Raw genomic sequence first — 26,602 nt, 5'->3', positions numbered from 1 at the left:
CCCCCTGCCCGTTGTCATCTCTTTTCCTGCTTCGGGGTTATTAAGGAGAATGAATTTATGAATGGTCGCTACCAACATTATTTGTCACTCAAAGCCACACACCCGCACAAACATACCTGCGAGCTCGCGGCACAAATGGCTATCAGTGAAGCAGAATTGCTCTTTTGCCGGCTTGGGCAGGATACAGTCCAGTTACGCCCTGATTTCACTGCTTTGTTGCACGGGCTGTCCCGGGTTGGTGAAATAAAAAATATTACCCGAAACCCTTATGCTATTCATAAGCAAATTGGGGGTTATGACAACCTGCGCCTGGGCCAGCACGGTATTGTGCTGAACCCACGAGCACTGGATCTCCGCTTGTTTCCTGCTCAGTGGCATTGTGCCTTTGCCGTAGCGGAACAAACCTCGCAGGGGTTACGCCAGAGTATTCAGATTTTTGATAACCAGGGCGATGCTGTACTCAGTGCCTTCACGACCGAGAACACCAACCTTACCGCCTGGAATGAACTGATTAGCGAATGTAGTTTACGCAAACACCGGGAGCTGGATCTGCGCGCTTACCCGGCACCGTTACACACAGATGCTGTTGATGGTCAGGCGCTTGAGCGTGAATGGCGTGCAATGACCGATGTTCACCAATTCTTTGGGCTGCTGAAAAATCATGAAGTTTCACGCCTGCAGGCGTTTCGTGCAGTGGGTTCTGATCTTGCCTGCCAGGTCGACAATGATGCTGTGCAGCAAATTCTGGCTCAGGCGGAAAAAGCGCAAAATGAACTAATGATCTTTGTCGCCAGCAGGGGTTGTGTGCAAATTTTCACAGGGCCTATTGATAAGGTGGCGGTAGTAAACCAGCAACTGTGTGTGGAAAACCCGGCATTTTCGTTGCAATTAGCTATGGATAACATTGCGGAAACCTGGGTCACACGCAAACCCACGCGGGACGGATTTGTTACCAGCCTGGAGCTGTTTGCTGCAGATGGTTCTCAGATAGCACAGCTCTATGGCCAGCGCAGTGAAGGGGCGCCAGAACAACTTACCTGGCGAGAACAAATCGATGCTGTGATGAACACAGGTGTGGCGGCGTAAGTGGAAAAGGCCAGGCCGGATGGTATCCGGCACTGAGGGAAGCATTGCATTGCAGTGCAACGCACTTTACCCGCCTGGCGCAAAACAGTGAAATACATGGCTCAATAAACGCCGTCAGCACCGCCTGTTAGTGATAACAAGTGATACTCCTGGCGGCAAACACGGCATTGCCGCGGCTATAAACTCTGCCATTGTGTGCTCAGTGCCTGGACATGCATTTGTTCTTCATATTCCAGCGCACCCTTGCCATTTATGGCCGCACTAAACGTGCTGAACCAGTCGTCACTGTTTGAGGTATCGCGTGTCAGTTCAAGAAAAGCTGTACGCAATTGTTGGTGCTGGCTGTTACCTGCCTGTAATACCGCCAGGTCTGATTCAGCCCGGGACTGATTCGCATAATCCCCACGTGCTGCGGCCAGTGCAATATCTTCTTCCGCCAGCGCCTGCCACTCACTGTCCTGAGCGGTTACCTTTGCCTGAATAAACTGCTCCACGGTCTGCCGTGCATGCGGTTGCCAGTCTGCGGCGATATTATCATCCACCAGCTTATTCAGCCTGGCCTGCGTCATTGCCAGGTCCATCGCGTCGGTCAGTTGCGTTCCGCTACCAGGTACGCCACTCAGTGCAGTATGTAGTTTTTCAGCCAGTTGATCAGCCGTTACACCTTCTGCCGCCGCGTGGTAAAAGCCTGTAAAGCTCACCGCATCCATTGCCGTAGCCGGATCAGTAAACAACGAGTTATTCAGGCTGGGGCTTTTCGCCAGGCGTTGAGACAAAGAAGCCAGGCCATCCAGTTGTTCAGGTGAGATAATTTCACCGGATTCAACAGAATAGTTCAATGAGACGGTCACGCCGCCATCTTGTTGCAGCGCTGTATCAGCACCGGTACTTCCATCTTGTGTGTGCTCAGCATCTTTCGTTTTTACAGAATGCCCGGAAGTGGCATGGCTGGAATTGTCAGACAACGACGTCCCCGTTATCACGCTCCCGGACAGTGACTTTGCGAAAAGAGTGTTCATCCTTTTTCCCTGAGAATAGACATATACTCGTCTGTTATCGGCACAAAAGCGCAGAGGTTTACACGATATTCAAGCGATACTAAAAAGCCTGTTTAGCAGTAAGCGGGATTTATTCGATTCAGCACAAGGCTCAAGTAAAAAATGGTTTACCTTAAAAAAGGCTTTAGTTTCATAATGATGAAATCAGGTGCAAATACTCTCCACCTCGTTTTATTTGCAGTTCCGGCCAGGAAAAGCATTTTAAACCGGTATCAAGACTGAAATACGCAGGGTAAAACTACCAAATATAGTAGGTCTTAATGGCTAATATTGTAGTAACAGAAAAGCAAAATGAATAATAATGGTTATTATTTGCAGTTATTTTAAAATAACCTCATCGATAGAATTAAAGCCACATCCAGAATTGAGTTTTTATTTAAAAATAAGCGCAGCATGCATTGATATTAAAATAATATTACTAATAAATAACAAAATTACAGTTTTATCTCCTGTTCCGTTTATCCTGGCCTATCCGGAAAGGTAAAAAAAACCGGCCACCTTTTCAGGTAACCGGCTTATTAAAAGCTATTCAGTTAATCTTAGAAATCGTAGGTCATTGACACTTTCAGGGTACGCGGGTCGCCCTGGAAAATATAAGAGCCGTAGCTTTCTACAGAAGCCCAGTATTTTTCATTGGTGACGTTTTCCACACCAACACGCCAGACCATTTCATTCTTGTCTGCGTTAAGCTGCATCCGGTAGCGCACACCTAAATCCAGCGTGGTGTAGCTGTCCAGCTTTTTGGTGTTTGCCGCATCGGCATACTGAGAGCCAGTATGATTGACACGCGCGGTTGCAGTCAGGCCCTCCACATGGGGGATGTCATATTCTGCACCCAGAACACCCACAAAACGTGGCACACCAATGGCATCGTTGCCATCGTTGGTGCCATTTTCAGTTTTAGACAGTTCCGGGTCTATCCAGGTGGTGCTGGCATTCAAACGCAGGCCCAACATGGGCTCGCCAAACACATTCAGTTCAATACCGCGGTTACGCTGCTCACCATCCAGACGAGTGTAGTAATTTGAGCCGACATAATCGTTAATCGCTGAAGGTTTTTTGATTTCAAATAATGCCAGGGAGCCGCCCACGCGGCCAAAATCCATTTTGACACCCACTTCATTTTGTTTGGAGTGAATGATGCCCAGGCTTTGGCCGTAGTTCAGTGCACCCACACCAATGGAATCACCTGGTTGCAGTGCTTCGGTATGGTTGGCATAGAAAGAAACCGGCTTCCATGGCTTATAAACAACACCATAAGTCGGCATCCAGCGGTTATCTTCGAAGTGTGAGGTTTCCGCCCCGGAGTTATAGTCATAGTTGACCAGCACCACTTTTTGGTAGCGGGCACCCAGAGTAAACAGTAACTTATCGTCCAGCACGCCCAATGTATCACTTAACAACCAGCCCTGAGTGCGGCTACGAATCGTGGTGGATGGATCGGAGTATTTACCACCGACATAATCAGCTTCAGGTTTTGCAACATCCTGCGGGGAATAGATGTTGATTGTTGATGTCGGTGCAAAGAAATTCATTGCATAGGCAGACTTGGTCTGGCTGGTAAATGCGGAATAGCCCACATTGACATTGTGCGACACAAACCCAGTATCAAACTTACTGCGTAACCCCGCCATACCACTAAGCGTATCAATAATGGTGTCTGACTTCATGCGTGAAACAGTTGCGTCACCACTGGTATCTGTCAATGCCGGTGTGGTTGATTCCCCGGTTTCCCGTGCATGCTGGCCGCCCAGTGCGGCATACGCAGTCAGACGCCCATCATCGAGTAAGTCGTATTCTGATTTCGCCATACCGAATTCATTTTCGATATCGCTGTAACTCCATTTCTGGGTGTAGTTGGTAGAGCTACCGGGCACCGCTGGAATAAAATCGACACCACTGATATTTACACCACCACGGCTGCCATGGAAGGTTTTCTTCTGGTAGCCAAAATCCAGTGAAGAACGCAGGCGGTCGCCCCGATAATCCAGCCCCAGTGAAGCCAGAGTAGTACGGCGTTTATCGTTATCTACCGCGCCCTCGCCTTCGCGGTGCAACAAATTTACCCTTGCGCCAAACTGGTTGTTATCACCAAACCGGCGGCCCACATCCAGGCTTCCACCTAACCGGGAATCTGAGGTGTAATCCACACCGACACGGGTAATCGGCGTATCTTCCGCGCGTTTAGGTTCCAGGTTGATCATGCCACCAACCCCAGTACCAGCCGCACCATTCAGAAGTGCATTCGCACCTTTGAAAATTTCAATACGCTCCAGCATTTGGGTATCAACCACCTGGCGAGGAACCACCCCAGGCAGCCCCCCCATAGTCATGTCATCGCCGTTCAAAGTAAAACCGCGAATACGATATGTTTCAGCGTATGTGCCATAACCTTTGGTCGACTGCACACCCGCATCGTTAGCCACTACCTCAGCAATTGTATGTGCCTGCTGGTCCTGGACTAATTTAGAGGTGTACCCCACCACATTGAAAGGCACATCCATGGCGCTTTGTTCACCTAACATTCCCAGGCGGCCGCCATTGGCAACCTGCCCGTCCAGATAAGCAGGCACCAGCTCATCGCCACCTGGCTGGAAGGTATTGTCAGGAGAAGCAGTCACCGTAATGGTATCTACTTTCTTAGAGTGAGTGGTCTCTTGCTTTGAGGTGTTTGTTGACTGGCTGTCCGTTGCTGTGCCCACGGCAAGTGCCGGGAAAATAGCGCTACTGATTAGCAACGCCAATATGCGGGGCCCCTTGCCCACACAAGTTGACTGGCGGTTTGACACGGCTTTTCTCTCTGTTCTTAAATGATAAGATTTATAATTTTGAGACCGATTATCATTTTTGAGTTACTAAAATCAAGTCATTCTTTTCTTGCTAATTATTCAATATTTCATATAAGTGAGCAGAATCAGTGTGTTAGTGGTAGCTAAACGTGAAAGAAATCTGCTTTTCCAGAAAAAGCACCCGGCATGGCATGACGTATCCATCGCCTTCAACGGATAGTTCGCCATGATAAAAAGCGAGAAGAGCCGCAATGTAGCTTTGAACCTCGGACAATAATAAAGAAACACCGTTCATGCCGCAGGTTAACTCTGGTTGGAGAGATAGAAATCATAAACAGGCAGCCGTGGTGGGTTTGCTTTCATACACAACCATAAGAAAACAATTTTCCGCTTGAGGCCGCTGTTAAACCTCATGTCTGCACAGAACGAGAGGATGTCACCCAATAACAAGGGGAAACAGGTTTGCCCCTTGTTACTTATTACCCACCAGCGCAGTTAATCGGCGTCTGCCAGGTGAAAGATTTCATCCACCATGCTGCCAGCCAGGCGGGAAGCTGAACAAATACGCGGCATACCCAGCGCAATGTTTTGCCAGCTTTGTGTTACAGACCAGGTGACAGGCTGATACTCACCGTGACACCAGTCACCCAGCCAGCTCAGCAATGCTTTCAGATCCATCATACCTGTTGCTGGCGGGAACGTAAGCCACTGATGGTAAAAGTGCCGGGTTCTTGCTGATGCACCGATATCGCAAGCCAGTTGCGCAATAGCACGTTCCCGGACAAACTCCACCAGCGAATGGGAATGTATGGATTGTTGCGCACGGCAGACATCGCCAAACATCCCCCAACGCAACTCCTCCAGCGCGATATAACAACGGGCAGCAGGAGAAAAACGCTGATAATGCCCGGTACGCCAACGAGCAAACACTTGCTCACAATGAACCTGAGCCTGGTTGAGGCTGTCTGACTTTTCCAGTTGCGCGGCCAGCCGCTGCTGGCGCTGGCTTACCAGGGTTTGCAATTGCAGCAGGTGTTTCTCTCGTTCATGGCCGGGAGGGCAACTGGCGCGCAACACCTGAATCCGTGCCGTCAGTGATGCCAGAGTAAACTGGCTGAGCGCCATTTTACTGAGGAACCACTGTAGCCAGGCCAGATTGGCATCACCATGGTTCATTGCCGCTTCACTGCCATGTAAAATTTGCCCTGCGGGGAGTTTCTGGCGAAATACCGCTTGTAAGTGCACCCAAAACTGGTTGCTTTGTGGGTGGCGGTGGCGCTCCCGTCGCAGGTCAATATCACTGGCAAGGTCGACAACAAATTTGCCATTAATACATTCCAGTGTTTCTTCTGGTATTTCAATTAATGATGAATACGTCATTATTATTGTTCCGCTTTTAGCAGCGTCTGGATATCTTCCTGCAATAAACGTGTATCTTCACGAATAAATGTGACCGTTGTGAGGCAATGCTGAACGCGTTTACGTAACCCTTGCTGTTGCTCATGGCTTTGCTGACGAGCCAGCATGCAGTGATTCAGGTTACGCTGAATCGCTTCCAGCGCACTGGTCACTTCAGCAAAAAAGGTTGTCAGGCACTGAGTGACGGAGACATCCAGCTGCGCATACACAGCTCCCCTCATATGTTCGCAGGCCTGGGTAATATGCTGGAAGAGTTTCGTCTGCAGTTCATTAAGGTTAATCACAAACTGACGTGAATAATCCGCATTTCCTTCCAGTTGATCCGTCGCGCCATTAAACCAGCGTTGCATCGCAGAACGAATACCCGTCTGCATTTGTGAATTGACAGTACGCTGTTCTGTTAACGCATCAGCAAAACAGGAGGCAACACTGGCATCCAGCAACATATTCTGAATATCGGGTAAGGAGAGAGGTTCCTTGACACAAGCATCAAGCCCGGTACTCAGGCGTTGCTCAATAGGCTCCAGTGTTTGGCGAAACGTTGCCGTTAACGTCTGCTTCAGTGTTTCTGCTATCGCGGCCAGTGCCGCAGCCATATGGCTCTGAGCCCAGGCCATGATGGCTTCGCAAGAGTGGCTTATCTTAAACAGGCTGAGCCTGGCCAGATTTTCATTACCGGAAATCAGCAGCCGCTCGCCTGGGGTGAAATCTGGTTCATGGTACAGCAACGAGGACACTTTTTGCGTTACCATTGCAGGCACAACCCCATGTTCAAAATAACTTTTCAGCGCGTCATGCACTCGCTGCCTGCACTGGTCAAGGTTATTGCCTATCTGGCCAATCGCTTCTTCCATTTCCATCTGAACACGTTGGGCTACCGGTGCCTGGCACGAATACAGTGTGGTGATATCCAGTTCAAGACTGTGAATATGTGCCTGCAGGCTGGCATCATCCATATTAAGCCCCTGCGCACGCAGAAACAGAAACTCACTGGCGAGACGGGAATAACTATTCAGTTTTTGTACTGCTGAGTGCAATGCAAAAAGCGAAGCCTTCCCTTGTGCCGCATCAAGAATGGTACTGATGGGTTGCTCCAGCAAGGCATCTTCCCAGAGCAACTGAGCAGCCAGCCCGATATGAGGGATATTGGCGAGATCAGCAGTCTGCCAGCGGCGCCCTAATGCGGCATCGGCAAAATCCTGAACCCAACGATGCTGGTCAGGGTCAGGCAGGCAACCATGCTGTTCAATTTCATGTTTGGCACGGTATGCCAGGTAACCCCACATTGAAGACACCGGGAAGACATGTTCCGGGGTGATAACCCCGCGCATCAAAGAACCGGCTATCAGGGCGCGAATTTGCTGTTCGTCATCGCTATTACGGTCTTTCTGATCAAACTTGTTGACCAGCGCATACACAGGCACTTTGTCGCCAACCTGAGCCACTACCCGGCGCATTTCATCATCGGATATGGATTTGAGCTGAGTGTAATCCAGCACCACCATAACCGCCGAAGCCCGGCTTAATTGCTCTTTTAACATCTGCTGCAAATAAGGCTGGCCGGCTTCATTGGGCCCGGGGGTATCCAGCAACGTTAACTGACCATAAGGAACTTCCTGTTCAGCCAGATGAACAAATTCCACCTCAATTACAGGAATATGTTCAATTGCAGTATAAGCGGCAAAAGGGAAATCAATGTTGAGAACCTGAGATAACCGTACCAGGTCATTCAGGCTTTTCAGGCAATAAAAAATAGGCTGGGCACCCAGATAGTGCCGTTCGAATCCCTGCTTTTCAATTATGCGTTGAATCAGGGCTTCCATATCGTTGTCTATTTCCAGGCGCTCTGCCAGCGCCTGCCGGTCTGAATGTATCAGGCAGGCATGCAAATTTTCCATCAATGCTTCAATAGGTAAAACATGAGGAAAATAGAGACTGGGTTCCCGCTGGCCGGGCGTGTGGCGAATCAACGTAGGCAGCGCTGTCATAGGCCGGTTACGGTTGGGCAGCACTTCAGTACCAATGATGGCATTAATCGTCGTGGATTTGCCTGCTTTCATGGTGCCAACAATTGCCAGTACCATTTCCTGATGCGTGAGCTTACGCAGCTCACTTTGCAATATTTCATGCTGCCTTTGTATGCCATTAAGGCTGAAATGGTTAGCATTTGCAGCAACAGTACTGTCTGTCGCTGCAACAGGCGGGCTGGAAGCAGGGAACTGTTGAATCGAATCAAGCTGCGAAATAGCCAGTTGCAATAGCCTCTCCGCCTCCTGACTTAATTCAAATATTGTCTGTGTGTGCATAAAAACCTTTCCTTAATGCAAATCATCAGACGTGATAATCACGTCTTTTATTTTTTAGTTATGAAATAGCCTGGAACTATTTATTTTTAATATAAAGAAAAACCATTACCCGCAGGTAAGGAAGCAAAAAGATTTCTTTTCTATTCAATCAATAAGCATGACACAACACTGGCAACAACCCTCCCCGGGTAAATAAACCCAGGGTACTAATCAGCGAAAAGAGTGTTCCCACACCAGTGAGCGTAGCGTTGCGGAGGAAGCCAATTAAGAGAGTGAGCCACCTAAAGCCGCCAGTGAAGAATAACACTATCTTATTAGCTTTCACGATATGTTGTTCGCATATTTAAAGCAACTTATTGATTGTGAGAATGAAAAACCAGGTTATCTCATTCCCTGCCGATGGCATTAATTTTGGTTAAGTAAAATCATGATTGCGAATCACTCCCATTTCAATGGGCGCCAGACGGTATGTTTCCACCTCTGTAATGACAGAATCACGCCATAAAAAACACCATTGCTTTTTTAGCAGTAAAAAATACAAATTTAATATATATGTTATTGTTAAATATAATATTTATTACAACGATAATCATGTAAACATGCAAAAAACCACACAATCACCATGAGAAATAAGTTATAATCCAGCGGTTTTTACCATTTAATGAGAATTCTCTGCAGATTACCGGCTTTTACGCCTGACAGAATTCACACCAAATGGCCCGCTAACTCCATAATCGGGTGGGTTTTTTGTTCAGCGCCAGGCAGAGAATATCAGTACCAGTGATACAATAAAGGATACGCCATGCAACTGCCTCAATGCCCCAAATGCCAGTCTGAATATACATACCAGGATAATCTGATGTATGTCTGCCCGGAGTGTGCTCACGAATGGCGTGACGACGAACCTGCACACCAGGACGATACCCTGGTGGTGAAAGATGCCAACGGGAATACTCTCGCTGATGGCGACAGTGTCACCGTGGTTAAAGACCTGAAAGTTAAAGGCAGCTCTTCCACACTGAAAATTGGTACCAGGGTGAAAAATATCCGTCTGGTGGAAGGTGACCATAATATTGATTGCAAAATCGATGGTTTTGGGCCGATGAAACTGAAATCTGAATTTGTTAAAAAGAACTGATTCGTTTCACCTCCCGTTAATGGGAGGTGTTTTTTCTTGTGCCATTTATAGATAGTAAAAAAATCCCGACATAATTTATTTATCAGCTACCACTCATTAGACACAAACAATATCCCGGTTATTTCACGCACCAGGTAATACCCTGGTAAATCACTAAACCATTATCACGATAGTACAATTTCCGTATAAAGCAAAAATTTAAAAACACATAAAATCAATGAATTAAAGAAATATTAATTAAATTTAATTGTTAGCCATAATTAAACTACACTCACTCATTCCTTAGAGAAAATTTTTTAGATAGCCATCACTTTTTAATGCTAAAGATATATTAAGAAATGCCGAGATCATCTGTTAATCCCGTAATAACGCCAGGTATAACCAAATGCGCCAACAGCCTTTTGTGACAGATACTGAATATGAGTTGACGGACGACGCGACACTGATGTCTACCACAGACCTGCAGAGTTATATCACTTATGCGAATGACAGTTTTATCGAAGCCAGTGGTTTCTCCAGTGAGGAGCTTATTGGCCAGCCGCATAACCTGGTACGCCACCCGGATATGCCACGCCAGGCATTTGCTGATATGTGGGCAACGTTAAAACGTGGGGAACCCTGGACCGGGCTGGTAAAAAACCGGCGGAAAAATGGGGATTATTATTGGGTGAGGGCGAATGCAGTTCCTATTGTACGTAACGGCCAGGCTATGGGGTATATGTCTATTCGTACTAAGCCCACACGCGAAGAAATTCGTGAGGCAGAAACCCTCTACCGGGCCATGAATGAAGGGCGCGCAACTCATCTCACATTACGTAATGGCCTGGTGGTCAAAAAAGGGGTCTCTTCACTCTTTTCATTAACCAAAACATTATCATTGCGCTGGCGTATTCGCCTGCCACTGCTGGTAACACTGCTGCTCTCCTCAGCAGTAATGGGTTTTGTAAATATCTCCCTGCATGAATACCTGGTTATGCTCGGGTTAAATACCGTTCTGTTTATTTTGGTGGGGCTGCTGCAGGAACGCCAGGTCGCTACGCCTGCAGAACAACTGCATAAACAGGCGCTGATGGTGGCGACAGGCAACAGCCATAATGTCGACCACATGCAACGTTCGGATGAAGTCGGTATTACTTTGCGTTCAATCAGCCAGTTAGGCCTGATGTTCCGCTGGCTTATCAATGATGTCAGCGGCCAGGTGTGCAGTGTGCGTACCGGCAGCGATGCGCTGGCACAAGGGAATGAAGACCTTAATGAGCGCACCCGGCAAACAGCAGTGAACGTGCAACAAACCCTGGCAACCATGACGCAGTTATCCGATACCGTGCGGGATAACACCAACACCGCCGCTCAGGCGAATAAGCTCTCCGGGCAGGCGAGCAATGCGGCTACCCATGGCGGGCAAGTGATGGAAACCGTTATTGCCACCATGAACCAAATAGCCGAAAGCACCAAACAAATTGGCAGTATTACATCCCTGATTGACAGCATTGCGTTTCAAACCAACATTCTGGCACTGAACGCCGCTGTAGAAGCCGCCCGCGCGGGTGAGCAGGGGAAAGGGTTTGCCGTGGTGGCGGGCGAGGTACGCAGCCTGGCACAACGCAGTGCCAAAGCGGCCAGCGATATTCGCCATTTAATTGAATCCAGCTCTTCGCGGGTAGAATCCGGAGCCGAAGAAGTACAGAAAGCTGGCGAAACAATGCACGATATTGTGGACCAGGTGAAGAATGTGACCCAGCTTATCGCGCAAATTAGCGATGCGACCGCAGACCAGGCGCACAGTCTTTCTGAAATTACCAAAGCCGTTGATCAACTTGATCATATTACTCACCAGAACGCGACACTGGTTGATCAGGGCGCCCAGGCTTCGGCCTCCATGCAACACCAGGCTTCCCGTCTGGAAGATGCCGTCAACGTGTTCCGTTAACCGGTTTGCCAGCAAGGGCTGGCAAATCTGTTGATTCACTATCCAGTGGGTACTTGCCAGTGGGCACTTGAGGGATGGCGAAAATCACACTATGTTGATTAGCATATCCCTCACAACACTTCTGTTCCGGGAGCCGCCATGTCGATTGAACTACGCCCTGCCCGGCTTAATGACGCCGATGCGTTATACAAGCTAATTTGCGAACTGAAACAAACTACGTTTGACCGGGACGCCTTTCTCAGTGGGCTGGCACGCAACCTCGACGATCCACAGCGTTTTTACCAGCTTGCACTGCTGGATAACCACCCGGTGGGTATGATTAGCCTGCAGATGCAATTTCACTTGCACCATGTCCGCTGGATTGGTGAAGTTCAGGAACTGGTTGTCATGCCGGAATCACGCGGGCACAACACTGGCCAACGCTTGCTGGCCTGGGCTGAAAGTAAAGCCCGTGAGTGGGATGCAGAGCTGCTTGAGTTATCTTGCGGAGCACTGCGCAAAGACGCCCACCGCTTTTATTTACGCGAAGGCTACGAACCCACACATTTGCGTTTCACCAAACGCCTGTAACACTCACCACTCATTTCCCTTCTCGACACGTCATATCTGACGAAGGCCTGTCTTTCGTCAGAGTTTTGTCAAAAAAAACACCGTAATATCCTGATTAGTTCCGGGCTTATTTAGCTGGCACAGAAAATGCATTGATGGGCGCGCGTGATGGCATGCCACACGCTTACTCTTATCACTGGAGCCAATCGGATGAAAAAAGTTGTCACGGTTTGCCCTTATTGCGCATCAGGTTGCAAAATCAACCTGGTGGTTAATAACGGTAAAATCGTCAAGGCCGAAGGCGCAAACGGGAAAACCAATGAAGGCGATTTGTGCCTGAAAGGGTATTACGGCTGGGATTTTATCAATGATACCCAGATCCTCACTCCCCGCCTGAAGTCCCCCATGATTCGTCGCCAACGCGGCGGCAAACTGGAAGCCGTTTCCTGGGATGTTGCGCTGGATTATGTCAGCGAACGCCTGAGTGCGATTAAACAGAAATATGGCCCGAATGCCATTATGACCACCGGGTCTTCCCGTGGTACGGGCAACGAAACCAATTACGTGATGCAAAAATTTGCGCGCGCCGTTATTGGCACCAATAACGTCGATTGCTGCGCACGCGTCTGACACGGCCCTTCGGTTGCAGGTCTGCACCAGTCGGTCGGTAATGGCGCAATGAGTAATGCCATCAACGAAATTGACGACACAGATTTACTGTTTATTTTCGGCTATAACCCTGCGGATTCGCATCCTATTGTTGCGAAGCATGTTCTGCGCGCAAAACAAAATGGCGCGAAAATCATTGTGTGCGACCCACGCAAAATTGAAACCGCGCGTATTGCCGACCAACACCTTGCTTTGCGTAATGGTTCAAATATTGCCCTGCTCAATGCTCTGGGCCATGTGATCATCGAAGAAAACTTGTACGACAAAGACTTCGTTGCCACGCGCACAGAAGAGTTTGAGGAATACCAAAAAATTGTTGCGGGCTATACCCCGGAATCCGTCGAAGACATTACGGGGCTGAGTGCACAGCAAATCCGTCAGGCAGCCCGGACCTATGCCGGCGCTAAAACTGCGATGATTTTGTGGGGCATGGGCGTCACACAATTTTACCAGGGTGTGGAAACCGTTCGTTCCCTGACAAGCCTTGCATTGCTGACCGGGAACCTGGGCAAACCCCATACCGGCGTTAACCCGGTACGTGGACAGAACAATGTACAGGGTGCCTGTGATATGGGCGCACTGCCAGACACCTTCCCGGGCTACCAGTATGTGAACAACCCTGAGCACCGCGCGAAATTTGCCAGCGCCTGGGGCGTCGACTCACTGCCTGCTGAAACGGGATACCGCATCAGCGAACTACCGCACCGCGTTGCTCACGGGGAAGTAAGAGCCGCTTACATTATGGGTGAAGACCCGTTGCAAACGGATGCTGAACTCTCTGCGGTACGCCAGGCGTTTAATGACCTGGAACTGGTTATTGTTCAGGACATCTTCATGACCAAAACTGCATCTGCAGCCGATGTCATCCTGCCATCCACCTCGTGGGGTGAGCATGAAGGGGTATACACCGCGGCAGACCGCGGCTTCCAGCGCTTCTTTAAAGCAGTGGAACCCCAGTGGGACTTGAAGACAGACTGGCAAATTATCAGTGAAATCGCCACGCGCATGGGCTACCCGATGCATTACAACAACACCCAGGAGATTTGGGACGAGTTGCGGCATCTGTGCCCGGATTTTTATGGGGCAACCTATGAAAAAATGGGCGAGCTGGGCTTTATTCAGTGGCCATGCCGCGATACCGGGCCAGAAGACCAGGGCACTTCCTACCTGTATGCGAAGCAGTTCGACCGCGCTAATGGCCTGGGGCAGTTCTACACCTGTGACTGGGTGGCTCCGCAGGACAGGCTTACAGAGGAATACCCCATGGTGTTGTCTACCGTGCGTGAAGTGGGCCATTACTCTTGCCGCTCCATGACCGGTAACTGTGCGGCTCTGGCAGCACTGGCGGATGAACCCGGCTATGCGCAAATCAATACTCAGGATGCGATACAACTGGGTATTGAAGATGAGGCACTGGTATGGGTGCACTCGCGTAAAGGTAAAATCATTACCCGGGCACAGGTCAGTGACCGGCCCAACAAAGGCGCTATCTACATGACATACCAATGGTGGATAGGTGCCTGTAATGAGCTGGTAACAGAAAACCTGAGCCCAATAACCAAAACGCCGGAGTATAAATACTGTGCAGTCCGGGTTGAGCCTATTGCGGACCAGTATGCAGCGGAGCAGTACGTTATAGAGAGTTATGACGCCCTGAAAACCCGCCTGCGGGAAAGCGCACAAGGGTAACAACAACAGTGTGATATCTCATCAGCCGTACACCATCAGGTGTACGGCTTTTTTATACGAACCGCTATTGCCCCGCAATTGTGCAACCTATATGAAACTCATATGACTTCTTTCAGCTAGCAGACAAAATACTCAGTCAGAAGCGCTACTCATCTGTTCTCTCTTAATTTTTCGTTAATGTTCGCTAATACATTTCGCGCCATTTCCCGCTCTGCTTCAAAGAATGTTTGGTGTTTTATTAAACCTCTTTAAACATTGCGTGATCTCTCGCCCAAAAAGTAAACAAAGCCATCACCCCCACTTCAATTAACCTTTTCGCGACATATTATTAACATCAGGAAAGGAGAAAAAAAGCCATGAGCCAAATACACAAGCACCCAATTCCCGCAACTATTGCGGAACGCTGCCTGATAAATCCGGAACAATATGCGTCAATGTACCAACAGTCATGCCAGGATCCTGATGCATTCTGGGGTGAACAGGGCAAGATCCTCGACTGGATCAAGCCGTATACCAAAGTAAAGAACACCTCGTTCGCACCGGGCAATGTGTCGATTAAGTGGTACGAAGACGGCACCCTCAACCTGGCGGCTAACTGCCTGGATCGCCATCTCGCCACACGCGGCGACCAGGTGGCTATCATTTGGGAAGGCGACGATGCCAGCCAAAGTAGCACGCTGACTTACCGTGAATTGCACCGCGAAGTCTGCCGCTTTGCCAATGTGTTAACTAAACAAGGTATCCGCAAGGGCGATGTGGTGGCGATTTATATGCCAATGGTGCCGGAAGCTGCCGTCGCCATGCTGGCCTGCGCCCGTGTTGGTGCCGTTCACTCCGTAATTTTTGGTGGGTTCTCACCAGAAGCCGTTGCCGGGCGTATTGTGGATTCCAGCGCAAAAATGGTGATCACCGCCGATGAAGGTGTTCGCGCAGGGCGGGGAATACCGCTGAAGAAGAATGTTGATGAAGCGCTTGAACACCCGGAAGTTACCACCATTGAGCATGTGATAACGTTTAAACGTACTGGTGGTGATATTCAATGGCATGAAGGCCGCGACCTGTGGTGGCACGATTGTATGGCTGACGCCAGTGATGAACACCAGGCCGTTGAAATGGGCGCGGAAGACCCGCTGTTCATCCTCTATACCTCCGGTTCAACCGGTAAGCCAAAAGGTGTGTTGCATACTACCGGAGGCTACCTGGTTTATGCCGCCACCACATTTAAATATGTGTTTGATTACCACGACGGCGACATTTACTGGTGCACCGCTGATGTGGGCTGGGTAACCGGGCACAGCTACCTGCTTTATGGGCCACTGGCCTGTGGCGCAACCACGCTGGTGTTTGAAGGCGTGCCGAACTGGCCGAAGCCGAACCGTATGGCACAAGTGGTGGATAAACATAAGGTCAATATCCTGTACACCGCGCCAACCGCAATTCGTGCCCTGATGGCAGAAGGTGACAGCGCCATAGAAGGTACCGACCGTTCGTCATTACGTATTCTGGGTTCAGTGGGCGAACCCATTAACCCGGAAGCCTGGGAGTGGTACTGGAAAAAAATCGGTAATGAAAACTGCCCGGTGATGGACACCTGGTGGCAGACAGAAACCGGCGGATTCATGATTACCCCGTTACCCGGCGCCACTGAACTGAAAGCAGGCTCCGCCACCCGGCCCTTCTTTGGTGTACAACCGGCGCTGGTTGATAACGAAGGTAACCCTCAGGAAGGCGCAACAGAAGGTAACCTGGTTATCACTGATTCCTGGCCTGGCCAGGCGCGCACACTGTTTGGCGACCACGCCCGTTTTGAACAAACCTATTTCTCAACCTTCAAAAACCGCTATTTCAGTGGTGATGGCGCACGCCGCGATGAAGATGGTTACTACTGGATAACCGGCCGCGTAGACGACGTGCTGAATGTGTCCGGCCACCGCCTTGGTACCGCAGAGATTGAGTCTGCACTGGTTTCTCACCCACTGATTGCTGAAGCAGCTGTGGTTGGGATCCCCCATAGTATTAAAGGCCAGGCTATATATGCCTACGTTACCCTGATTCATGGCGAAGAACCCACTCCAGCACTGTATACCGAAGTACGCAACTGGGTACGCAAAGAGATTGGGCCACTGGCAACACCAGATGTGCTGCACTGGACTGATGCCCTGCCGAAGACCCGCTCCGGGAAAATCATGCGCCGTATTCTGCGCAAAATCGCCGCCGGTGATACCAGCAACTTTGGCGATACCTCGACCCTGGCAGATCCAGGTGTTGTAGAAAAATTACTGGAGGAAAAACAAGCAATCAAAATGCCGTCTTAATACGGCACGATACCGCCCTGCATATAAATGCAGGGCGAATCAGTGATGTGCGTAATCTGCGCGCTAAAAGCCATAACTAAACCTAACCTACAACAAAAAATTGACCTTACCTCTGGAGATGCCGCGATGAATGATACCGTTTATCAGCAGGTACAAGATAACCCGCATTTCAGGGAGTTAGTACACAAAAGGCAAAGGTTTGCCGCCCTCCTGACCGCTATTATGTTGGTGGTTTATTTTGGTTTTATCATGCTTATCGCTTTTGCGCCCGACTGGCTGGGAACCCCGCTGGGGCCAGACACTAACGTCACCCGCGGTATTCCCATTGGTATTGGCATTATCGTGCTGTCGTTTGTGCTGACAGGCGTGTATGTCTGGCGGGCAAATGGCGAATTTGACCGACTCACGAAGGCCATTATCAGCGAGGTAAAACCATCATGATGCGTTTGTTGACCACGTTACTTATGATGGGGTTGCCACTGGCCGGACAGTGTGCGGATGCCATCACCGGGGAAGTTAAACGCCAGCCAACTAACTGGCAGGCGATTATTATGTTTGTCATTTTTGTCGTGCTGACTCTCGGGATAACCTGGTGGGCTTCCCGCCGGACCCGCTCCAGAAGCGACTACTACACTGCCGGTGGGAATATCACTGGTTTCCAGAACGGCCTGGCGATTGCTGGTGACTTTATGTCTGCGGCATCCTTTCTGGGGATTTCCGCGCTGGTGTATACCTCTGGCTACGACGGCCTTATCTATTCCTTAGGCTTTCTGGTCGGCTGGCCGATTATTCTGTTCCTGATTGCCGAACGCCTGCGTAATCTCGGCCGCTATACCTTTGCAGATGTGGCTTCCTACCGCCTGAAGCAACGTCCAATTCGTACCTTGTCCGCCTGTGGTTCACTGGTGGTGGTGGCGTTGTACCTGATTGCACAGATGGTTGGTGCCGGTAAGCTTATCCAGCTGTTATTTGGCCTGAACTACCATGTTGCAGTGGTTATGGTGGGTGTGTTGATGGTGATGTACGTGCTGTTTGGCGGCATGCTGGCCACCACCTGGGTGCAAATCATCAAGGCTGTGCTGCTGTTGTTTGGTGCCAGTTTTATGGCGATTATGGTCATGAAACATGCCGGGTTCAGCTTTAATAACCTGTTTACTGAAGCGATGTCGGTGCACCCTAAAGGTGGCGCGATTATGCGGCCTGGCGGGTTAGTGAGTGACCCAATATCCGCCCTGTCACTGGGCCTTGGCCTGATGTTCGGTACTGCCGGGTTACCACATATCCTGATGCGTTTCTTCACCGTGACTGATGCCCGCGAAGCACGTAAGAGTGTGCTCTACGCTACTGGTTTTATGGGGTATTTCTACTTCCTGACCTTTATTATCGGCTTTGGTGCCATCATGCTGGTGGGTGCAAACCCGGCGTTTAAAGACGCGGCCGGAGCACTGATTGGCGGTAATAACATGGCGGCAGTTCACCTCGCGGATGCCGTTGGCGGGAACCTGTTCCTTGGCTTTATTTCTGCGGTAGCGTTTGCCACCATTCTGGCGGTAGTTGCCGGGCTGACTCTGGCAGGTGCATCTGCGGTGTCTCACGACTTGTATGCCAACGTTATCCGCAAAGGCGCAACAGAACGCCAGGAGTTAAAAGTCTCCAAAATTACCGTTCTGGTACTGGGTGTGGTGGCAATTCTGTTGGGGATTTTGTTTGAGAAACAGAACATTGCCTTTATGGTGGGTCTGGCCTTCTCCATTGCCGCCAGTTGTAACTTCCCGATTATTCTGCTGTCGATGTACTGGTCCAAACTGACCACTCGCGGCGCAATGATTGGCGGCTGGTTAGGTTTGCTCACTGCGGTGGTTCTGATGATTCTCGGCCCAACCATTTGGGTGAAAATCCTTGGTCACGCCACAGCGATATTCCCTTACGAATACCCGGCGCTGTTCTCCATGCTGGCGGCCTTTATCGGTGTCTGGTTCTTCTCCATCACAGATACCAGTGAAGCCGGTAAACAAGAACGTTCATTGTTCCAGGCACAGTTTATCCGTTCACAAACCGGCATCGGTATTGAGCAGGGTAAATCGCACTAACACCGTTTTCTCCCCCGGTGCGCCGGGGGAGTATCAAAACATCGCCCAGCGCACTACTGGGGCAGCCAGTACCATAATTATCCCCGCCAACATCATTACCAGGCTGGATACCATGCCTTCCTGCGGCCCCAGTTCGTAAGAGCGTGCAGTCCCGGCGCCATGAGAAGCGGCACCAAATCCGGCCCCTTTTGCCATACCCTCACGAATAGCCAGGCGCAAAAACAGCACATCGCCAATCGCCATGCCAAACACGCCGGTTATCACGACAAACAGCGCCACTAAATCGGGTTGACCGCCAAGCGGTTTGGCTGCGGCCAGTGCAAACGGCGTGGTCACCGAACGAACAGCCAGGCTGCGCTGCACTTCATCCGGCAGAGTAAACAGGCGAGCCAGCCAGACCGAGCTGGTTACAGCCACCAGCGTAGCCGTGATTACCCCCGCCGAAAGCGACATCCAGTGGCGTTTTATCAATGCGCGGTTTTCATAGACCGGCACAGCGAAAGCCATGGTTGCCGGGCCTAACAACCACAGTAACCAGTGGGTTTCCAGCATGTATCGTTGGTAAGAAATATGCCCGGCAACCAGTATTGCCACCAGTAATACCGGCGTCATCACCAGCGGCATCAACGGTAATTTATGCCATTTGCGATACAGGCGTTTATTCGCCATATAAAGTACAACTGTCGCCACCAGGCATAACAAACTGAAGGCGATATCATTCATCCTGAACCTGCCTGCGCGCCAGGCGAGCCACTTCAAAGCGGTAGACTTTCTCCACCACCCAGGCCGTGGTGCCAAGAACCATCACGGTACTGAGCATGATGACCAGCACAATACGCCAGCCTTCCGCCATCAATAACTGGGTGTAATTCACGACGGCCACAACCGCGGGAACAAAAAACAGCAACATTTCTGCCAGTAACCAGCGAGCACCAGCCCGCACCCAACTGAGCGGCAACAGCCGGGTCACTATCAGCCCCAGCAACAGCAACATACCCACCAGATTGGCAGGCAGCGGCAAACGCCACCACTGCACCAAATATTCCGCCAGTACAAATAAACCCGCATACAACACGACCTGAACCGGAACCTGCAGGCGTTGTAGCATGCCCGGCGCCAGTGTTCGTAATGCAATGGCCATAGCCAGGATATCCTGAAATTATCAACAAAGAAGGCGCAGTATAAGAAAGCGCGAAAAATTCCAGAAATGAATTAAAATTATCGAGATCATAGTTAAATGGCATAGTTTGTTAAATGGCATAGTTTGGGAGAGCAGGCATGGATATACGCATGTTGCGTTATTTTATTGAAGTAGTCCGCCAGCAAAGCTTCACCCGTGCTGCCGAGAACTTATTTGTTACCCAGCCCACTATCAGTAAGATGCTGCGCAATCTCGAAGATGAATTAGGCACCACGCTGCTGATTCGCCAGGGGCGCAAATTGTCGCTCACTGATACTGGGCAAGCCGTGTATGACAAAGGCCGGGTGATTCTGGATAACGTTCAGCAACTCCAGTCAGAGTTGAGTGATATTCGCCAGTTGAACCACGGTACTTTGCGCCTTGGGATCCCGCCAATGGTGGGGATGATTATGGCTTCTCCCATTGCCCACTTTCGCCAAAAATACCCGGGCGTAGAGTTAAAAATTTCCGAATTTGGTGGGCTGAAAGTGCAACAGGCAGTACAAAATGGCGAGCTGGATGTCGCTGTAACGGCGCTGCCTGTTGAAGACGAGCAACATTTCACTACGCTGCATGTGGCACAACATCCGCTGTGCGTAGTGGTTCCCAAAGGTTCTGAATGGGCGGCGATGAGCACCATTTCCCCCACGCAACTGGCCGATGTACCGCTACTGATTTATAACGAAGATTTTTCCCTCAGCCGCCAGTTGATGCAGATGTTTTCCGAGTTAGGGATTACCCCAAGAATTGCAGTGCGTAGTGGGCAGTGGGATTTTCTGGCTGCCATGGTGCAGGCCCAGGTGGGGCTGGCTATTTTACCCGAACCCATTTGCCAAAAGCTGGATTCGGGCTTGTTATGCTGGCGGCCACTGGACAGCGAACTGCACTGGGCGCTGGGGATGATTTGGCGTAACGAGGGCTACCTTTCCCACAGCGCACAAGCCTGGATAACATGCTGCAAAAACCACTGGCCGCCATCAGGCAGCCTGTAACGTTAGCTTCGCTCAATCAGCAATGTTTCCAGCAGATCCAGGTCATGGACCATTTTTAGCAGGGTTTCATTACTGATCTGTTTGGTAGCCCGCAGGTGGTAAAGTTCCGCCCGCTCAGAACGCAATGCTGTCAGGCGCAGGCGCCGCTCAAGGTTTTCTTCTTGCGTTGTGCTTGTGTCATCACTGCGTCCCCCCGCCCTGCGCCGCAGGTTGCCGATAACCCGGGAGCTTACTTCCCGGATAACTTCGTCATCGATATTCTCTTTGCTATCTGCCGCCAGCCTTTCCGCCATTTTCTGCACTGTAACAATAGCCACTTCAGCCGTTGCAGACCGGGCAATACGCTCTTCCCGGGAAATCAGTGCATGGTCAGTCACCGTGATATGGCGCAGCAGTAGTGGCAACATCACCACGCCGACAACCAGCGAAAAGAGGATCACACCAGCGGAAATAAACACCATTTCATAACGAGCAGGGAACAGCGAACCATCTTTGAGAAACAAAGGGATTGCGAGCACACCAGCCAGAGTCAGCGCCCCGCGAACCCCCGCGAAAGCAGCAATAGACAACTCGCGGGTACTCCAGTCAGAAAAAGACATGGGGTTGTTTTTCAAAAAGCGCAAACTGAACCGTTTCATCACCCACAGCCAGATAAAACGCACGGCTATCAGGGCGATATAAATCACCACGATATCAGCGAACAGCATCCACACTTCAACGTTCGGGTCGGCGCTGGCTGTGGCCAGTGACGTTTCCATAATGCCAGGTAGCTGCAGCCCTAAGAGTAAGAAGACCATGCCGTTAAACACAAACTCCAGCATTGCCCAGACACTGTTCGCCCGCAAGCGCATAGCCAGTGGCGCAGTACGCATTACGCCGGAACGGGTTATCGTCATCCCGGCGGCCACCGCCGCGAGGATACCTGAAACACCAAAATGCTCGGCAATGAGATACGATGCAAACGGCAGCAGGAACAGCAGCAAAATTTGTGTTGCCGGTTCATCGCCGCTCCAACGGCTCATCAGGCGCAGAGAACGGCCATACACCAGGCTGACAATAATACCAGCGGCCAGCCCGCCAATTGCCACTTTAAGGAACTCAACGGTCGCGCCGCCCACGGTAAACACCATAGTGCCCATAACCACCGCGACAGCAAATTTCAGTGAGACCAGGCCGGAAGCATCGTTCATCAACGCTTCCCCTTGCAGGATCCCCATTATTTTTTTCGGTATGCGCCCTTCGCCAACAATTCCGGACAACGCCACGGCATCAGTAGGCGAAAGCACGGCAGCCAGCGCAAAAGCCGGAACCAGAGGAATACCCGGCACCAACCAGTAGATCAGGAAACCTATGCCAGCTACCGTTATCAGCACCAGCACCAGCGCGAGGCCAATGATCTCCCGGCCATGTTGTAAGAACTCCGATGTCGGCGTTTTCCAGCCATCAGCAAACAGCAGTGGCGGGATAAACAGCACCAGAAACAGCTCCGGGTTGAAGTCCACATGCAGGCCAAACTGCGGCCAGGCGAACAAAGCGCCCAGCGCGATTTGCATTAAAGGTAACGGAACCCGAAACGGCAACATGCGTGTTACCATCCCGGAAACGGAGACCAGTAAGGTCATAATGAGAATCGTGAAGAAAATTTCCATGTTTTCCTGCGATGTATAATTGCGGGTGATTGTTATGTCAGAAGAGTGGTACAACCTGATAGTAAAGTAATTTTTACCGAGTTGAAAATCAAAGCGCGTGGGATGGCTTTAGCACCGAACGCAAAACTGCAAGTGCAGTAAAATACTCGGCCTGCCTGGAGCCAGTTGCGCGACGTGCCCATCACAGTAAAATGATCTGCCAGCACAGAGCAAATTGCGCGCCGTGTCAGCCACACTGCTTTTTCTCACCTACTGAGCCCGGCGCCCGCAGGGGGCACTGGCCCCACCCCCTTTTGTGGCCGGCAAAATCGCCGCTTCGCGGACATTCGGCTTACCCCGGCGGCCTGTTCGGGTACCGCTCCGAGTCGGCTTCCTGCCTCCCGTCGCTCTGCCTGCGTCCTGCAGGCAGCCCCGGCCCGCCAGGCACGCCTCAACGATTTAGAGGCCACACCACACCCGACTGTAATATCTCAGCAAAAATCAAAAAAAACAGACAACGCACAAAAAACCCGCCACTCACAGCGAGGGTTGTGTCGCGTAAGACCAGTGAACCGCAGAAAGGAAGACAAGGTTATTCCGCCCGGATGGCGGAATAAGGCGAACCGAGGCATGGATGCCGAGTCGAGCCGGCCGCAGGCTGACTGCCCGGAGGTGAACGCAGTGCGCAGCACCGGTCGCCCGCGAAAACGGGGATTGCAAAGGGGGCGAGCCCCCTTTAGCCCGTTCACAGGCTGTGAAGCCACATTAACCTCATCACTTTAAGTGAACGGAATTTTCACACCAGCCCGGGTGAACGGAAACAACCACACTGCAAGTGAACGGAACTTTCACCACACTTACTCTCAGCGCTTACCCATATCCGGAATAATCAAATCGCCACGGAGCACACACCCCCCCAGCATTTGCGTTTTTTCATCCAGCCAGGACACAATCCTTGCCGCCATCGCATCCATCGAATATTCAATTGCCGGAATTGTCGGTATCCCCGGCAAATTCAGTGAACCCGCAAGGCTGAAAACCATAACATCCCCAGGCACGGATTTATTAAACGCCTGCAATTGCGGAATCACTCGCTGGGCTTCCAGCTCATTAGCAACCAATAATGCATTGAAATTAAAAGTGCTGGCATTGTTAAGCAGTTCCTGCAATGCAACAGAAGACGAGGAAGAGCCCATAAATACCAGGTTGCGATTAAACGGCAGGAAGTTTTTCTCCAGTGCCTGCTTATAACCAAGCAACACTTGTTCGGCAAAACCACTACTGAGCGGATGGATCAATGCTATCTGGTGGCGCCCCTGGCTTGCCAGGTAGTTGCAGGCGGTTTCCGCCGCAAAGGCATGATCAAACTGAATATTGTTCCCATTATCTTGATCCATGCAATCAACCATGATGACGTTTTCCTGGTCGATATTCAGTGCAAAACGCGCACCGATAATCAGAATGTCATCACACAGACCACAAGAAAGCTCATTGAGCGCGCGCAGTACTTCCGCTTTCGTATTAGCAAATCGCAGCAACAAATGTTTTTGGTGGTCGCTGAGCTGCTTTTCCAGCGCATAGAGATAATCGGTGGTCTGATGAATGTTATCCTGCGCACAAATCACACCGATGCAGCCAGTGGACTGGCTCAACAACGACTGTGCAATCACGTTGGGCCGGTAGTTCAGCTCATCAACTGCTTTTAGTACAGCCTGGCGGCTCTCTTCCTTTACACCGCGCGAACCACTCAACACCCGTGACACTGTGGCTTTAGACACCCCGGCCAGACGCGATACATCGTTGATTGTAGACATCGTTCTCCCCTGACAAGTCTCACATAATCCCTGTAATCCTGAATGCGGCAATAATTCATCGTGCCACTTTTTTCAGTATATCGGTTTCCGTTTTTCATGGAAACCGATTTTCCAAATACACGCTTATTGCCGCATAAATAGTCAAAATTCGTGATGTAAATCCGATTAATCGCCCTATTAATTAGTAGAAATTGATAACTATCACACTTCCTTACCATACAAATGGAAACCGGTTTCCATATGATATCCAATCATGAGCGAAACAACTTTCTGTCTTTGGAGGATGGTCGTCAATGTTCAAGATTATGCTGTGCTGCTCTGCCGGGATGTCCACCAGTCTTCTGGTGAGGAAAATGGTTGAGGTGGCGGAAGAAAGAAATTTGCCAGTCAAGATTGATGCATATGGTGTTTCCGAGTTTGACACTCAGTTTCCACAATATCAGGTAGTGCTTCTCGGGCCACAAGTAAAATATATGTTGAAAACACTCTCTGATAAGGCCGCTACTCAGGGCATTCCGGTGCAAGCCATCGATATGATGGATTACGGTATGCAGCGTGGCGATAAGGTACTGGATTATGCACTGTCGCTCATCGACGCGACTCACTAAGTAAGGTGAACTCATGAGTTCGTTATATCAGTCAATGATTGCCTTTATTGAGCAATCTCTCACTCCTCTGGCGGGGAAACTCGGGCAGCAAAAATACGTTATCGCGATTCGTGATGGTTTTACTGCCGCGCTACCCTTTATGATAATCGGCTCGTTTATGCTGGTATTTATCTTTCCACCCTTTTCGGCTGATACCACTAATTCGTTTGCCCGTGGCTGGCTGGATTTTTCCCAGACATACCGCGAACAGCTGATGTTACCGTTTAACCTCAGCATGGGCGTGATGACATTCTTTATCTCTGTTGGCATTGGAGCCAGTCTTGGCCGCCAGTTCAACCTTGATCCGGTAATGTCAGGCCTGCTGGCATTTATGGCATTCCTGCTGGTCGCCGCGCCGTATGCAGACGGTAAAATTTCCACTCAGTACTTATCCGGACAAGGGATTTTCACCGCCCTGATCACCGCCATCTACTCCACCCGAGTCTATGCATGGCTGAAGCAGAATAATGTGACGATTCGCCTGCCAAAAGAAGTGCCAACCGGCGTGGCACGTTCATTTGAAATACTGATTCCGGTTCTGGTGGTCATTGCCACATTGCACCCACTGAACTTGTTTATTGAAGCGCAAACCGGAATGATTATTCCGCAGGCGATTATGCACTTACTGGAACCACTGGTTTCCGCGTCCGATTCCTTACCTGCAATTCTGCTCTCCGTACTACTGTGCCAAATATTCTGGTTCGCGGGCATTCACGGTTCACTGATTGTCACTGGCATCATGAACCCATTTTGGATGGCTAACCTGTCGGCAAACCAGGCTGCACTGGCTGCAGGCGTAGCTCTGCCACATGTTTACCTGCAAGGCTTCTGGGATCATTACCTGTTGATTGGCGGCGTGGGCTCTACCTTACCACTGGCCTTTCTGTTGTTACGCAGCCGCACCACACATCTGCGTACCATCGGCAAAATGGGCATAGTACCCAGCTTCTTTAACATCAACGAACCCATCCTGTTCGGTGCCCCCATCATCATGAACCCGATGCTGTTTATCCCTTTCGTCTGCGTGCCGCTGGTTAACGCCGTACTGGCGTATACCGCAACCCGGCTGGGCTGGCTGGAACAGGTGGTATCACTCACCCCCTGGACCACACCTGCACCAATCGGTGCGTCGTGGGCGGCTAACTGGGCGCTCAGCCCGGTGATTATGTGCCTTATCTGTATGGTAGTTTCTGCTCTGATTTACCTTCCGTTTCTGCGCGCGTATGAGCGCTCTTTAATGAAAACAGAAGAGCAGAAAACACAGGCGAGAGTAGGTGCAGCAGAAACTATCAGCAACTAAGAC

General features: G+C 50.4%; 19 protein-coding genes. 11 read left to right on the top strand and 8 right to left on the bottom strand.

Annotated elements, in window-relative coordinates:
* Window positions 1-57 precede the first annotated feature (57 nt).
* On the top strand, window positions 58-1,086 hold the full coding sequence (locus tag DES37_RS15795; protein ID WP_110026670.1) for a hemin-degrading factor: 1,029 nt from the start codon (window positions 58-60) through the stop codon (window positions 1,084-1,086).
* A 176-nt stretch (window positions 1,087-1,262) separates the two neighbouring features.
* On the opposite strand, the gene DES37_RS15790 is transcribed toward DES37_RS15795, so the two are convergent.
* The 4 genes from DES37_RS15790 to DES37_RS15775 form a co-directional block, all read right to left on the bottom strand.
* On the bottom strand, window positions 1,263-2,105 hold the full coding sequence (locus tag DES37_RS15790) for a hypothetical protein (RefSeq protein ID WP_110026669.1): 843 nt from the start codon (window positions 2,103-2,105) through the stop codon (window positions 1,263-1,265).
* Window positions 2,106-2,683: 578 nt separating this feature from the next.
* Window positions 2,684-4,891, bottom strand: a complete 2,208-nt coding sequence (locus DES37_RS15785) for a TonB-dependent receptor (RefSeq protein WP_110026817.1) — start codon at window positions 4,889-4,891, stop codon at window positions 2,684-2,686.
* 537 nt (window positions 4,892-5,428) lie between these two features.
* Window positions 5,429-6,313 carry a diguanylate cyclase regulator RdcB family protein gene (locus DES37_RS15780; RefSeq protein ID WP_110026667.1) on the bottom strand — a complete coding sequence of 295 codons (885 nt, stop codon included), beginning with the start codon at window positions 6,311-6,313 and terminating at the stop codon, window positions 5,429-5,431.
* A gap of 2 nt (window positions 6,314-6,315) precedes the next feature.
* The gene (locus tag DES37_RS15775) at window positions 6,316-8,658 is read right to left on the bottom strand and encodes a dynamin family protein (RefSeq protein WP_110026665.1); all 2,343 of its coding nucleotides are present in this window, start codon (window positions 8,656-8,658) and stop codon (window positions 6,316-6,318) included.
* A gap of 802 nt (window positions 8,659-9,460) precedes the next feature.
* On the opposite strand from DES37_RS15775, the gene DES37_RS15770 reads away from it, so the two are divergent.
* The 7 genes from DES37_RS15770 to actP all read left to right on the top strand — a co-directional run bounded on the left by DES37_RS15770 (window position 9,461) and on the right by actP (window position 19,038).
* On the top strand, window positions 9,461-9,796 hold the full coding sequence (locus DES37_RS15770; protein WP_036103452.1) for a zinc ribbon domain-containing protein YjdM: 336 nt from the start codon (window positions 9,461-9,463) through the stop codon (window positions 9,794-9,796).
* 385 nt (window positions 9,797-10,181) lie between these two features.
* A complete protein-coding gene (locus DES37_RS15765; RefSeq protein WP_110026663.1) occupies window positions 10,182-11,726 on the top strand; it encodes a methyl-accepting chemotaxis protein in 1,545 nt (514 codons plus the stop codon).
* A gap of 138 nt (window positions 11,727-11,864) precedes the next feature.
* A complete protein-coding gene (gene phnO / locus DES37_RS15760; RefSeq protein ID WP_110026661.1) occupies window positions 11,865-12,296 on the top strand; it encodes an aminoalkylphosphonate N-acetyltransferase in 432 nt (143 codons plus the stop codon).
* A gap of 189 nt (window positions 12,297-12,485) precedes the next feature.
* Window positions 12,486-14,633: a formate dehydrogenase subunit alpha gene (fdhF, locus tag DES37_RS15755; protein WP_110026660.1), complete on the top strand. Its 2,148-nt coding sequence runs from the start codon at window positions 12,486-12,488 to the stop codon at window positions 14,631-14,633.
* 356 nt (window positions 14,634-14,989) lie between these two features.
* The gene (gene acs / locus DES37_RS15750; RefSeq protein ID WP_110026658.1) at window positions 14,990-16,948 is read left to right on the top strand and encodes an acetate--CoA ligase; all 1,959 of its coding nucleotides are present in this window, start codon (window positions 14,990-14,992) and stop codon (window positions 16,946-16,948) included.
* A gap of 126 nt (window positions 16,949-17,074) precedes the next feature.
* Window positions 17,075-17,389, top strand: coding sequence for a DUF485 domain-containing protein (locus tag DES37_RS15745; protein ID WP_110026656.1), 315 nt, complete (start codon window positions 17,075-17,077; stop codon window positions 17,387-17,389).
* Window positions 17,383-19,038: a cation/acetate symporter ActP gene (gene actP, locus DES37_RS15740; RefSeq protein ID WP_170123785.1), complete on the top strand. Its 1,656-nt coding sequence runs from the start codon at window positions 17,383-17,385 to the stop codon at window positions 19,036-19,038. Before DES37_RS15745 ends, actP begins: the two co-directional genes overlap by 7 nt.
* A 33-nt stretch (window positions 19,039-19,071) precedes the next feature.
* Here actP and DES37_RS15735 read toward each other — a convergent pair whose 3' ends face one another.
* Window positions 19,072-19,761: an LrgB family protein gene (locus DES37_RS15735; RefSeq protein WP_036103474.1), complete on the bottom strand. Its 690-nt coding sequence runs from the start codon at window positions 19,759-19,761 to the stop codon at window positions 19,072-19,074.
* Window positions 19,754-20,179, bottom strand: a complete 426-nt coding sequence (locus DES37_RS15730) for a CidA/LrgA family protein (RefSeq protein ID WP_110026655.1) — start codon at window positions 20,177-20,179, stop codon at window positions 19,754-19,756. Before DES37_RS15730 ends, DES37_RS15735 begins: the two co-directional genes overlap by 8 nt.
* Before the next feature lie 137 nt (window positions 20,180-20,316).
* On the opposite strand from DES37_RS15730, the gene DES37_RS15725 reads away from it, so the two are divergent.
* Window positions 20,317-21,210, top strand: a complete 894-nt coding sequence (locus DES37_RS15725) for a LysR family transcriptional regulator (protein ID WP_110026653.1) — start codon at window positions 20,317-20,319, stop codon at window positions 21,208-21,210.
* Window positions 21,211-21,212: 2 nt separating this feature from the next.
* Here DES37_RS15725 and DES37_RS15720 read toward each other — a convergent pair whose 3' ends face one another.
* Together DES37_RS15720 and DES37_RS15715 are read right to left on the bottom strand one after the other, a co-directional pair.
* Complete coding sequence (locus DES37_RS15720; RefSeq protein ID WP_110026651.1) at window positions 21,213-22,859, bottom strand: Na+/H+ antiporter; 1,647 nt, start codon at window positions 22,857-22,859, stop codon at window positions 21,213-21,215.
* A gap of 842 nt (window positions 22,860-23,701) precedes the next feature.
* Window positions 23,702-24,652 carry a LacI family DNA-binding transcriptional regulator gene (locus DES37_RS15715; RefSeq protein ID WP_110026649.1) on the bottom strand — a complete coding sequence of 317 codons (951 nt, stop codon included), beginning with the start codon at window positions 24,650-24,652 and terminating at the stop codon, window positions 23,702-23,704.
* A 293-nt stretch (window positions 24,653-24,945) separates the two neighbouring features.
* Between DES37_RS15715 and DES37_RS15710 the strand changes: the two genes are divergently transcribed.
* Both DES37_RS15710 and DES37_RS15705 read left to right on the top strand, forming a co-directional pair.
* A complete protein-coding gene (locus DES37_RS15710) occupies window positions 24,946-25,260 on the top strand; it encodes a PTS sugar transporter subunit IIB (protein WP_036108914.1) in 315 nt (104 codons plus the stop codon).
* A gap of 13 nt (window positions 25,261-25,273) precedes the next feature.
* Window positions 25,274-26,599, top strand: a complete 1,326-nt coding sequence (locus DES37_RS15705) for a PTS sugar transporter subunit IIC (RefSeq protein ID WP_036108912.1) — start codon at window positions 25,274-25,276, stop codon at window positions 26,597-26,599.
* Window positions 26,600-26,602 lie beyond the last annotated feature (3 nt).

It is taken from the genome of Mangrovibacter plantisponsor, assembly GCF_003182475.1.
Classification (GTDB): domain Bacteria; phylum Pseudomonadota; class Gammaproteobacteria; order Enterobacterales; family Enterobacteriaceae; genus Mangrovibacter; species Mangrovibacter plantisponsor.
Note: the sequence above shows the minus strand (reverse complement) of the source record. Positions and strands in the feature narration are given on the sequence as shown.